At 68.1% G+C, this 11,474-nt stretch carries 10 protein-coding genes; 5 read left to right on the forward strand and 5 right to left on the reverse strand.

Going from position 1 to position 11,474, the window contains the following annotated elements:
- Positions 1-43: 43 nt before the first annotated feature.
- Both AC5Y3Z_RS22955 and AC5Y3Z_RS22960 read right to left on the reverse strand, forming a co-directional pair.
- Positions 44-847 (reverse strand): family 1 encapsulin nanocompartment shell protein, encoded by an 804-nt coding sequence (locus tag AC5Y3Z_RS22955; protein WP_463828455.1) that lies wholly within the window; start codon positions 845-847, stop codon positions 44-46.
- Entirely contained in the window at positions 844-1,860 is a 1,017-nt protein-coding gene (locus tag AC5Y3Z_RS22960; protein ID WP_463828456.1) for a Dyp-type peroxidase, read from the reverse strand. Before AC5Y3Z_RS22960 ends, AC5Y3Z_RS22955 begins: the two co-directional genes overlap by 4 nt.
- 61 nt (positions 1,861-1,921) lie before the next feature.
- Between AC5Y3Z_RS22960 and AC5Y3Z_RS22965 the strand changes: the two genes are divergently transcribed.
- Both AC5Y3Z_RS22965 and purL read left to right on the forward strand, forming a co-directional pair.
- A complete protein-coding gene (locus AC5Y3Z_RS22965; protein WP_463828506.1) occupies positions 1,922-3,184 on the forward strand; it encodes a M18 family aminopeptidase in 1,263 nt (420 codons plus the stop codon).
- A gap of 77 nt (positions 3,185-3,261) precedes the next feature.
- Positions 3,262-5,526: a phosphoribosylformylglycinamidine synthase subunit PurL gene (gene purL / locus AC5Y3Z_RS22970; protein WP_463828507.1), complete on the forward strand. Its 2,265-nt coding sequence runs from the start codon at positions 3,262-3,264 to the stop codon at positions 5,524-5,526.
- Positions 5,527-5,529: 3 nt separating this feature from the next.
- Here purL and AC5Y3Z_RS22975 read toward each other — a convergent pair whose 3' ends face one another.
- Positions 5,530-6,741, reverse strand: a complete 1,212-nt coding sequence (locus tag AC5Y3Z_RS22975) for an MCE family protein (RefSeq protein ID WP_463828457.1) — start codon at positions 6,739-6,741, stop codon at positions 5,530-5,532.
- A gap of 19 nt (positions 6,742-6,760) precedes the next feature.
- On the opposite strand from AC5Y3Z_RS22975, the gene AC5Y3Z_RS22980 reads away from it, so the two are divergent.
- From AC5Y3Z_RS22980 to purM, 3 genes are all read left to right on the forward strand, one after another.
- A complete protein-coding gene (locus AC5Y3Z_RS22980) occupies positions 6,761-7,159 on the forward strand; it encodes a sterol carrier family protein (protein ID WP_463828458.1) in 399 nt (132 codons plus the stop codon).
- 119 nt (positions 7,160-7,278) lie between these two features.
- On the forward strand, positions 7,279-8,814 hold the full coding sequence (gene purF, locus AC5Y3Z_RS22985; protein WP_463828459.1) for an amidophosphoribosyltransferase: 1,536 nt from the start codon (positions 7,279-7,281) through the stop codon (positions 8,812-8,814).
- A 73-nt stretch (positions 8,815-8,887) separates the two neighbouring features.
- A complete protein-coding gene (purM, locus tag AC5Y3Z_RS22990; protein WP_463828460.1) occupies positions 8,888-9,952 on the forward strand; it encodes a phosphoribosylformylglycinamidine cyclo-ligase in 1,065 nt (354 codons plus the stop codon).
- A gap of 61 nt (positions 9,953-10,013) precedes the next feature.
- Here the strand turns inward: purM and AC5Y3Z_RS22995 are convergent, their stop codons facing one another.
- The gene (locus AC5Y3Z_RS22995) at positions 10,014-10,187 is read right to left on the reverse strand and encodes a DUF3073 domain-containing protein (RefSeq protein WP_463828461.1); all 174 of its coding nucleotides are present in this window, start codon (positions 10,185-10,187) and stop codon (positions 10,014-10,016) included.
- 169 nt (positions 10,188-10,356) lie between these two features.
- The gene (gene ygfZ, locus AC5Y3Z_RS23000; protein ID WP_463828462.1) at positions 10,357-11,454 is read right to left on the reverse strand and encodes a CAF17-like 4Fe-4S cluster assembly/insertion protein YgfZ; all 1,098 of its coding nucleotides are present in this window, start codon (positions 11,452-11,454) and stop codon (positions 10,357-10,359) included.
- Between the last annotated feature and the right edge of the window lie 20 nt (positions 11,455-11,474).

The raw sequence follows: 11,474 nt of genomic DNA on the forward strand, positions 1-11,474 counted from the left end.
AGCTACTCGGGCCGCAGCAGCCCGCTGACCATCGCGCGCCGCGCTACGCCGGCGGACTCAACGCCACCGACGCCTCAGCGGTGTAGCACAGGAAGGTGAGTGTCTCCTGCAGGTAGAGCTGCACGGTGTCGGCGTCGTGGCGCAGGTAGCCGATCGACACGTCGGTTCCCAGTTGCAGGTCGAAGTCGCCGCCCCGGGTGGTCAGCACGAACGCGCCGTCGATGGCCGGCGCCCAGATGATGTCGCCGTCGACCAGGCGGTTCAGGTGTTCGAGGATCGGATAGCCACCGGCGGTGGTCTCGCTGACCTGGGTGTAGGTGTCGGCCGACAGCAGCACCGAGTACGGTCCGTCCACGCCGGCCAGCCGCAACGACGTCAGAGCCTGCGTGATCACATCGGGAATGTCGCGGGGGTCGTCGGGCAGGGTCAGGGGCGGATTGGAGCTGGACTTGCGGATGCCGTCGATCGAGGCCGGCGCGTAGCCCTCGAAGATGCCACGGTCCTCCACGAAGGCGAGCTTCTTGGCGGCCGCCTTGACCGGCTCCCAGTCGGGGTCGTTGGATCCGCGCTCGACATCGTCGATCTCGTTGCGGGACAAGGTGAATGGCACGCGCAGCCGTACCAGCGGTCTGCTGTCGCGAAGATGGGCGATCACCCCGTCGGCGGGCGACGCCAGGTCGATCAGCCGGCCGGTGCTGACCGAGGCGGTCACCGGGCCGCCGGGCTCGCTGACGTCGACCACCCTGCGGCCGGCGATATGCCGCTTGAAGGTGCGGGTGGCCTCCAATTCGATGTCCGCCCAGGCGACTTCGGTGACGGGTGCCAGATCGCGGTAGAGATTGTTCATCCGGAGTGTCCTTTCAGGCTGCCGATCGAAAGTGAACCGTCCTGGCGCGCCGGGGCCGGCGGCGCGTCGGCGCCGGGTTCGGGCAAGGGCGGCGGGTCGTCGAGGAAATCGACCGTGGGGGAGAAGAACAATCCCCCGGTGACCGCGGTGGAGAAGTCCAGAATGCGATCGGTATTGCCCGGCGGGTCGCCGAGAAACATGTTGCGCAACAGCCTTTCGGTCACCGCGGGGGCGCGGGAGTAACCGATGAAGTAGGTGCCGTATTCGCCCTTGCCGACCTCCCCGAACGGCATGTTGTGCCGGACGATCTTGAGTTCGGTTCCGCTGTCGTCGGTGATCACGTTGAGCGCGATGTGCGAGTTTCTCGGTTTGACCTCGTCGGCCAGTTCGATGTCTTCCAGCTTGGTGCGCCCGATCACCAGCTCCTGCTCGGTGACCGACAATGACTCCCACGACGTCATGTCGTGCACGTACTTCTGCACGTGCACGTAACACGAGCCCGCGAAGACGGGATCCTCGTCGCCAATCGCCGTGGCGCTGCGGGCAATCGGTCCGTCGGGATTCTCGGTGCCGTCCACGAAGCCGAGCAGGTCGCGGTTGTCGAAGAATCGGAAGCCGTGCACCTCGTCAACGACGGTCACCGCACCTGCCATCGCCTTGAGGATGCGCCCGGCGAGCTCGAAGCACACGTCGAGGCTTTCGGCGCGGATGTGGAACAGCAGGTCGCCCGGTGTCGAGGGGGCGTGGTGGCGCGGTCCGTCCAGCGCCACGAACGGATGCAGCTGCGCCGGCCGTGGCCCGGCGAACAACCGGTCCCAGGCCTGGGAGCCGATCGAGGTGATCACCGACAGGTGCTTGGCCGGGTCGCGGAATCCGATCGCGCGGACCAGCCCGGAGATGTCGGGCAGCGCGTCGTGCACCGTCGCTTCGCCGCCATCGTCGATGGTCGCGACGAGGAAGATCGCGGCGGGCGTCAGCGGTGCTAGAACGGGTTGGGGCTGTACCGGCGGCACTCTGCTGACCCTATCGTCATCAGTGGCGTTCCGAACAGCGAAGATGGTGGACATGTCCGGCATGTCGGCAACCGCAGCAGGTCTCGGCCAGTTCATCGACGCTTCTCCCTCGCCCTTTCACGTCTGCGCCACGACGGCTGCGCGGTTGCTCGCAGCCGGCTACACCGAACTCGACGAAACCGATCGCTGGCCGGCGCAACCCGGCCGGTACTTCACCGTGCGCGCCGGATCGCTGGTGGCCTGGCGTGCTGGGGAGTCCGTGACCGCGTTCCGCATCGTCGGCGCGCACACCGACAGCCCCAACCTGAGGGTCAAGCAACACCCCGACCGGGTGGTCGCCGGCTGGCAGGTGGTGGCACTGCAGCCCTACGGCGGCGCGTGGCTGAACTCCTGGCTGGACCGGGATCTGGGCGTCAGCGGACGCCTGTCGGTGCGGGACGGCACCGGAGTCGGGCACCGGCTGGTGCGGATCGACGAACCGGTGCTGCGGGTGCCGCAGCTGGCCATCCATCTGGCCGACGACCGCAAGTCGCTGACGCTGGATCCGCAGCGACACCTCAACGCGGTGTGGGGGGTAGCCGACGAGGTACCGCCGGGCGGGTTCGTTGAATTCGTTGCGCAACAAGCCGGGATCGCCGCCGTCGATGTGCTGGCCGCCGACCTGATGACGCACGATCTGACCCCGTCGGCGGTGATCGGGGCGGATTCGAGCCTGCTGAGCGCGCCGCGGCTGGACAATCAGGCCAGCTGCTATGCGGGTCTGGAGGCGTTGCTGGCCGCCGAGCCCAGCGATGTGGTGCCGGTGCTGGTGTTGTTCGATCACGAGGAGGTCGGCTCGACGTCGGATCACGGCGCCCAGTCCAACCTGCTGATCACCGTGCTGGAACGCATCGTGCTGGCAGCCGGGGGAAGTCGGGAAGACTATCTGCGGACGCTGCCCGCCTCGCTGCTGGCGTCGGCGGATATGGCGCACGCGACGCACCCCAACTATCCGGAGCGACACGAGCCGGGCCACCTGATCGGGGTCAACGCGGGACCGGTACTCAAGGTGCACCCCAATCTGCGTTACGCCACCGACGGACGCACCGCCGCCGCCTTCGCGATGGCCTGCCGGCAGGCCGGAGTTCCGTTGCAGCGCTACGAGCATCGGGCGGACCTGCCGTGCGGCTCGACGATCGGGCCGATGACGGCAGCCCGCACCGGTATCCCGACCGTCGACGTCGGGGCCCCGCAGCTCGCCATGCACTCGGCGCGCGAACTGATGGGCGCGCACGACGTCGAGACGTACGCGGCTGCCCTGCACGCGTTTCTCTCGCCGCGCTGAGCACGCTGAGCTGACGCTTCGCCATCAAGTCAGCCCCGTTTCCGGGGTGAACCTAGAATGTGTCCGTGACGAGCCCTGTGACTGACACCGTCGAGCACGCCGCAACCACCCCCGACCAGCCGCAACCGTTTCACGAGTTGGGCCTCAAGGATGACGAGTACCAGCGCATCCGGGAGATCCTGGGCCGCCGGCCCACCGATGCCGAGCTGGCGATGTACTCAGTGATGTGGAGTGAGCACTGCTCCTACAAGTCCTCCAAGGTGCACCTGCGTTACTTCGGTGAGACGACCACCGATGAGATGCGCACCGGCATGTTGGCTGGAATCGGCGAGAACGCCGGCGTGGTCGACATCGGCGACGGGTGGGCGGTCACCTTCAAAGTGGAGTCGCACAACCACCCGTCCTACGTCGAGCCGTACCAGGGTGCGGCCACGGGTGTCGGCGGCATCGTCCGCGACATCATGGCGATGGGCGCGCGGCCGGTCGCTGTGATGGACCAGCTCCGGTTCGGGGCCGCCGAGGCGCCCGACACGCGCCGCGTGGTCGACGGAGTGGTTCGCGGTATCGGTGGTTACGGCAACTCACTGGGCTTGCCCAATATCGGCGGCGAGACCGTCTTCGACGCCTGCTACGCCGGCAACCCGTTGGTCAATGCGTTGTGCGTCGGCGTATTACGCCAAGAAGACCTGCACCTCGCCTTCGCGTCCGGGACCGGCAACAAGATCATCCTGTTCGGTGCGCGCACCGGCCTGGACGGGATCGGCGGGGTGTCGGTATTGGCCTCGGACACATTCGACGCGGAGAACTCCCGCAAGAAGCTGCCGTCGGTGCAGGTCGGCGACCCGTTCATGGAGAAGGTGCTCATCGAGTGCTGTCTCGAGCTCTACGCCGGCGGGCTGGTGATCGGCATCCAGGACCTGGGTGGTGCGGGATTAGCCTGCGCCACATCGGAATTGGCGTCCGCTGGAGACGGAGGCATGGCGATCGACCTGGACGCCGTCCCGCTGCGAGCCAAATACATGACGCCCGCCGAGGTGCTGTGCAGCGAATCCCAGGAGCGGATGTGCGCGGTGGTGGCACCGGAGAACGTGGATGCGTTCATGGCGGTGTGCCGCAAGTGGGAAGTGCTGGCCACGGTGATCGGCGAAGTCACCGACGGTGACCGGTTGCGCATCACCTGGCACGGCGAGACCGTCGTCGACGTGCCGCCGCGCACGGTGGCCCACGAAGGTCCGGTCTATCAACGTCCGGTCGCCCGGCCCGACACACAGGACGCCCTGGTCGCCGACACCTCCGCCGGGCTGCCCCGGCCCCGGACGGGCACCGAGCTGCGCGCGACTTTGCTTGCGCTGCTTGGCAGCCCGCATCTGTGCAGCCGCGCGTTCATCACCGAGCAGTACGACCGCTACGTGCGCGGCAACACCGTGCTCGCCGAACATGCCGATGGTGGCGTGCTGCGCATCGACGAGGCGACCGGGCGTGGTATCGCGCTGTCCACCGACGCGTCGGGGCGCTACACCCAATTGGATCCCTACACCGGCGCGCAACTCGCACTGGCCGAGGCCTACCGCAATGTCGCCGTCACCGGCGCCACCCCGGTTGCGGTGACCAACTGCCTCAACTTCGGCTCGCCGGAGGATCCCGGGGTGATGTGGCAGTTTTCCGAAGCAGTGCGCGGACTGGCCGATGGTTGTGCGGCACTGCGGATTCCGGTCACCGGCGGCAACGTCAGCTTCTACAATCAAACCGGGTCGTCGCCGATCCTACCGACACCGGTGGTCGGCGTGCTCGGCGTGATCGACGACGTGACCCGGCGCATCCCCACGGCGCTGGGCACCGACCCCGGCGAATCCCTGATCCTGCTGGGCGACACCCGCGACGAATTCGACGGCTCGGTCTGGGCGCAGGTCACCGGCGATCATCTCGGCGGGCGACCGCCCGCTGTCGACCTGGCACGCGAGCAACTGCTGGCCGAGATCCTGAGCGCGGCATCGCGGGACGGGCTGGTGACCGCCGCCCACGACCTGTCCGAGGGTGGCCTGGCCCAGGCCGTCGTCGAAGCGGCGTTGGCCGGTGAAATCGGTTGCCGTCTGGTGCTTCCCGAGGACGCCGACCCCTTCGTGACGCTGTTCTCCGAGTCATCGGGCCGGGTCCTGGTCGCGGTGCCGCGCACCGAGGAGAGCCGGTTCCGGTCCATGTGCGAAGCGCGCGGGCTGCCCGCCGCCCGCGTCGGGGTCGTCGACCCGGCCTCGGACGCGATCGAGGTGCAGGGGCTGTTCACCGTGTCGCTGGCCGAACTGCGGGAGACGTCGGAGGCGGTGCTGCCCCGATTCTTCGGGTGAGCCTCAGGGATTGATGGTGTAGTCGCCGAGCTGACGTCCCCACACGTAGTCCAGCACCAGCGGCGACGGCAGCTCGAAGTGATTGTAGGGCGCCAGGCTGGCACCGACGTCCATCACCAATAATGGTGCAGGCCACAGGGTTCGGGTGATCGTCTGCCAGCAGCCCGGTTTGCCGCCCGGCCCGCCGCGGGCGTTGACCCTCGGCAGGTTCTCCGGATAGAAGTACGGGGGCGGGGCCCCGGTGATGGCGCCCGCGGACGTCGCGCCGAGCGAATATCCGTTGGAGCCCAGGGCGGCCTTGATCCGCGGCGCCACCTGGTTGTAGTTGCGCAGCGTGCAGAAGACCTCCGGGCTGTACTCGTCGAGCAGCTCCGCGGTGGGTCTCAGATCGACGGCGCCGCGGGCCAGATACGGTCCCGCGCGCTCGAACACCGGGGCGCCGATCTGGCCCAGCCCGGCGGACGCCAGCAGCGCCGCGTCCAGTTCGCTGCGCTGCCGGTCCACGGTGCGTGCGGTGGTGGCGGCCCGGTTGAGCGCATCGAGCAGATCGGGCGCGGCGTCGGCGTAGACATCGCCCAGCGCCGCCAACCGCTGAACGTCCAAGCGCGCCTGCGGCAGTTGCGGATTGAGGTCCGCGAGGATGGCATCGCCGGTGGACAGCGAGGCGCCGAACTTGCCACCCAAGCCGGTCAACCCCTGGGCGGCCGCACTCAGCGTCAGGTTGAGCTTGACCGGATCGACCTTGTCGGCGAGGGCGCTCAGCGTCTCGAACAGGCTGTTGAACTCGGTGGTGACATGCGTGGCGTTGATCACCGTCGCAGACGTGATGTGTTGTGGCGATGGGGTTTTCGGTGAACTCAGCGCGATGTACTTGTTGCCGAAGACGGTGGTCGCCTTGATCTCGGCGGCCACATTGGCCGGGATCTGCGGGACATAGCGCGGGTAGATGTCCAGCGTCACCTGCGCCGCCGGTCTCCCGTCGCGGGTGATCTCGGAGATCGCCGCCACCCGGCCGATCTGCACACCGTTGTAGGTGACCTTCGCGCCGGGGTCCATCACCAGGCCGGCCCGCGGGGCGATCATGGTCAGCTTGGTCTTCGCGGTGAAGTTGCCGCGGAACTGCCAGTACAGCGCCCCGAAGACGAGCATCAGCACCACCAGCGTCAGCAGGCCGATGGTCTTGAACGGCGGTCGCGCGCCCGAACGACGACCCATGACTCTGAGACCCTAAGGTATGACCGCCCGGAATAGCGCCGATCCGGTGAAGACCCGACAGGCCGTGTTGGCCGTTGCCGACTGGCTCCGCGACCCCACCCGCCCCGCCCCGGACCGCGCCACCCTCGGATCGGCGGTGCGTCTCACCGCCCGCACTCTGGCTGCTGTCGCGCCGGGCGCGAGTGTGGAGGTCCGGGTCCCGCCCTTCGTCGCGGTGCAGTGCGTGGCGGGGCCCCGGCACACTCGCGGCACACCACCCAATGTCGTCGAAACCGACCCCCGGACGTGGCTGTTGGTGGCAACGGGACTGATGGGGTGTCAGGATGTGTCGGCGACGGGCGAATTGGCGCTGTCCGGCTCGCGGGCCAGTGAAATATGTCACTGGTTGCCGCTCGTGGATTTAGGCCCTGAGCACTGAGTTTGCCGCGACACGAAGATTCGGTGAACAGCAACACGCGGGTTTGATTCGGCACGGGGGCGTCGCGGCCCGTAGACTCCGTAAGCGTCACTAACCGCGCCCTAGGGAGCCGCCACATCGTGACCGCGCAGCAGCCTGAAGAAGACTTCAATTCGCCTCGTGAAGAGTGTGGCGTATTCGGGGTCTGGGCCCCCGGCGAGGACGTCGCCAAACTCACCTACTACGGCCTCTACGCATTGCAGCATCGCGGCCAGGAGGCGGCGGGCATCGCGGTTGCCGACGGATCCCAGGTGCTGGTCTTCAAGGACCTCGGTCTGGTCAGCCAGGTGTTCGACGAGCAGACGCTGGCGGCCATGGAGGGCCACGTCGCCATCGGCCACTGCCGCTACTCCACCACCGGCGACACGACCTGGGAAAACGCGCAGCCGGTCTTCCGCAACACCGCAGCCGGTACCGGGGTTGCGCTGGGACACAATGGAAATCTGGTCAACACCGCAGAACTTGCCGCCCGGGCCCGTGATGCGGGGTTGATCGCCAAGAGGTGCCCGGCGCCGGCGACGACGGACTCCGACATCCTGGGCGCGCTGCTGGCCCACGGAGCTGCCGACTCCAGCCTGGAGCAGGCGGCATTGGAACTGCTGCCGACCGTACGTGGCGCGTTCTGCCTGACTTTCATGGACGAGAACACCCTGTACGCCTGCCGCGACCCGCATGGCGTGCGGCCGCTGTCGCTGGGACGGCTGGATCGGGGCTGGGTCGTCGCCTCCGAAACCGCGGCGCTGGACATCGTCGGTGCATCCTTCGTCCGTGACATCGAGCCCGGCGAGCTGTTGGCGATCGACGCCGACGGGGTGCGCTCCACCCGGTTCGCCAACCCCTCGCCCAAGGGCTGCATCTTCGAGTACGTCTACCTGGCCCGGCCCGACAGCGTCATCGCCGGCCGGTCGATCCACGGTGCGCGCCTCGCGATCGGCCGCCGCCTGGCGCGGGAGCGCCCGGTGGACGCCGACCTGGTGATCGGCGTGCCCGAGTCCGGCACACCGGCCGCGGTGGGTTACGCGCAGGAATCGGGCATTCCCTACGGCCAGGGCCTGATGAAGAACGCCTACGTGGGCCGCACCTTCATTCAGCCGTCGCAGACGATCCGGCAGCTCGGCATCCGGCTCAAGCTGAATCCCCTCAAAGAGGTGATTCGCGGCAAGCGGCTGATCGTCGTGGACGACTCGATCGTGCGCGGGAATACCCAGCGTGCCCTGGTGCGGATGCTGCGCGAGGCCGGGGCGGTGGAGGTGCATGTCCGCATCGCCTCGCCGCCGGTGAAATGGCCGTGCTTCTACGGCATCGATTTCCCGTCGCCGGCCGAGCTGATCGCCAACGCTGTCGAGGACGAAGACGAGATGCTCGAAGCGGTACGGCACGCGATCAATGCCGACTCACTCGGTTACATCTCGTTGCGCGGCCTGATCGCCGCCACCGAGCAGCCGGCTTCGCGCTTGTGCACGGCGTGCTTCGACGGGTCCTACCCGATCGAGTTGCCCAGTGAAAGCGCGTTGGGCAAGAACGTCATCGAGCACATGCTTGCCAACGCCGCGCGCGGCGCCGGACTGGGCGAGTTGTCCGAGCCGGAAGTCCCCGAAGTTCCCGTCTCGCACTGACGAGAGCGACTCGGGGCGGGCAAGCGGTGGTAACGCTCACTGACGTCACCCCCTACCGGTAGCCTTTATCGCGATGACGGAACCCGAAGGCGTTACCTACGCATCGGCCGGGGTGGACATTGAAGCCGGTGACCGCGCTGTCGACTTGTTCAAGCCGCTGGCAACCAAGGCCACCAGACCCGAAGTACGTGGCGGTCTCGGCGGATTCGCCGGCCTGTTCGCGTTGCGCGGTGACTACCGCGAACCCGTGCTGGCCGCGTCCACCGACGGCGTGGGCACCAAGATCGCAGTCGCTCAGGCGATGGACAAGCACGACACCGTCGGCCTCGATCTGGTCGCCATGGTGGTCGACGACCTCGTCGTGTGCGGGGCCGAACCACTGTTCCTGCAGGACTACATCGCAGTCGGTCGCACCGTTCCGGAACGGGTGGCAGCGATCGTCAGCGGCATCGCCGAAGGGTGCGTGCGGGCGGGGTGCGCGCTGCTGGGCGGTGAGACCGCCGAGCATCCCGGCCTGATGGAGCCGGACCACTACGACATCTCGGCCACCGGCGTCGGGGTGGTCGAGGCCGACGACGTGTTGGGCCCGGACCGCGTCAAACCCGGTGACGTGATCATCGGGATGGGCTCGTCGGGGTTGCATTCCAACGGTTACTCGTTGGCCCGTTCGGTCCTGCTCGACATTGACCGGATGAACCTGGCCGGCTATGTGGAGGAATTCGGTCGCACGCTGGGCGAGGAACTACTGGAGCCCACGCTGATCTACGCCAAGGACTGCCTGGCGCTGGCCGCCGAGACCCAGGTCCGCACCTTCTGCCACGTCACGGGCGGCGGGCTGGCCGGCAACCTCGCGCGCGTCATCCCGCACGGGCTGGTCGCCGAGGTGGACCGCGGCACCTGGACACCCGCGCCGGTGTTCGCGATGATCGCCCAACGCGGCCGGGTTTCTCGGCCGGAGATGGAAAAGACCTTCAACATGGGGGTGGGCATGATTGCCGTCGTCGCACCCGAGGACACCGACCGAGCCCGGGCGATTCTGACTGCGCGCCACGTGAACTGCTGGGTGCTGGGCACCGTCTGCAAGGGCGGGAAAGAAGGCCCGCGGGCCAAGCTCGTCGGGCAGCACCCACGGTTCTAGGCGCAGACGCTGAATCGACCGTGCCGCTGCATGGGGCAGAGGCACGGTCGATGTGTCTGACCTAGGGTCGCCAGCCGTCCTCGTCGTCGTATGAATCGTCATCCCCACGGTCCGATTCATCGGTGCTCGTCCCGGACAGCTCGCGCTGAAGCCGCGTGAAGTCGGTTTGAGGGGAGCTGTATTTCAGTTCTCGAGCAACCTTGGTCTGCTTTGCCTTAGCCCGGCCGCGGCCCATGGGGGAACCCCCTCGCGAAATAACGGAGCGGCCTAACACGTAGGCGGCTCCGATCTCTTAGTGTCATTGTCCTGCCGATAGCTTACCGTGCCGCGCCGCTGCGCGTGGTCGCGCCCTGCCAGCCGGTCGCGAGATGGCGGATGTCACAGCCGATGCCCAGCATCGGACATCATCGGCTGCCGCCGCGCAGCCGTTCGACCGCCAGCCGCCCGGCACCCACCTCATCGAGGGGCGGCAACGATTCGGCGTCAACCACCGCGGCCACCTTGCCGTCGGCCCCGGTCGACAACTCCGTATCGGCCGGTACGCCCCGTTTCAGCAACGCCAGTGCGACCGGGCCCAGGTCGACATGGTCGACCACCGTTCCCAGTCGTCCGACGGCGCGCCCGCCGGCGGTGACGGGGTCACCGGTGGACGGCCGATCCCCGGAGCCGTCCAGGTGGAGCAACGCCAGCATCCGCGGCGGTTTGCCCAGATTGTGCACCCGCGCGACGGTCTCCTGGCCGCGATAACAGCCCTTGTCCAGGTGCACCGCTCCCTGGCCGGGGCCGCCGATCCACCGCACCTCATGCGGGATGGTCCGCTCGTCGGTGTCCACGCCCAGACGTGGACGCAGCGCGGGCGCCGGGTTGGTCACTCGATGCGCCTCATAGGTCCACACCCCGGCCGGCTGCACTCCCGCGCTGTGTAGCCGCTGCTGCCATCGCACCGAGTCGGCGCGCGGCACCAGCAGGTCCAGCGCGGTGGTGGCACCGGGCATCCGGCGCACGAAACCACCCCCGGCCAGCGGGACCGCCTGCCAGTCGGCGGGCAGGACGTCGATGCCCAGCACGTCGAGCACCGCTTTGTCGGCGAGTCGCGGACCGAGCAGCGACAACACCGCCAGGTCCGCGGCGGCCACCGTGACATCGGACCAGAAGACCATCTTGCTCAGGTAGGCCAGCAACGGCGGGCCCCGCCAAGGCTCGGTGTCGAGGTAGGTGATCCCGCCCAGTTCGGTCTGAAGCCAGTGGTCCTCGACGCGGCCCTGACCGTCCAGGCTGAGGTTCTGGGTGCCGGCGCCCTCGGGCAGCGCGCTGACGTGTTGGGTGGAAATGTTGTGCAGCCACGGCTGCCGGTCGTTACCGGCCAGCGTCAGCACGGCCCGATGCGACCGGTCCACCAGGACGGCGTCGGTGTCGCCGGCTCGCTGTTCACCCAGCGGGTCGCCGTAATGCCAGATCGCGCCGGCGTCGGGCCCGGGATCGGGGGCGGGGACTGGATTCACACATCAACTCTACGGCGGGT

It is taken from the genome of Mycobacterium sp. NGS61 (genome assembly GCF_059812325.1).

Coding starts and splice junctions, on each gene's coding strand:
- AC5Y3Z_RS22995 (WP_463828461.1), bottom strand. CDS start 10,187: ATGGGCCGCGGCCGGGCTAAGGCAAAGCAGACCAAGGTTGCTCGAGAA.
- AC5Y3Z_RS22965 (WP_463828506.1), top strand. CDS start 1,922: ATGTCGGCAACCGCAGCAGGTCTCGGCCAGTTCATCGACGCTTCTCCC.
- purM (WP_463828460.1), top strand. CDS start 8,888: ATGACGGAACCCGAAGGCGTTACCTACGCATCGGCCGGGGTGGACATT.
- AC5Y3Z_RS22980 (WP_463828458.1), top strand. CDS start 6,761: ATGACCGCCCGGAATAGCGCCGATCCGGTGAAGACCCGACAGGCCGTG.
- AC5Y3Z_RS22975 (WP_463828457.1), bottom strand. CDS start 6,741: ATGGGTCGTCGTTCGGGCGCGCGACCGCCGTTCAAGACCATCGGCCTG.
- AC5Y3Z_RS22955 (WP_463828455.1), bottom strand. CDS start 847: ATGAACAATCTCTACCGCGATCTGGCACCCGTCACCGAAGTCGCCTGG.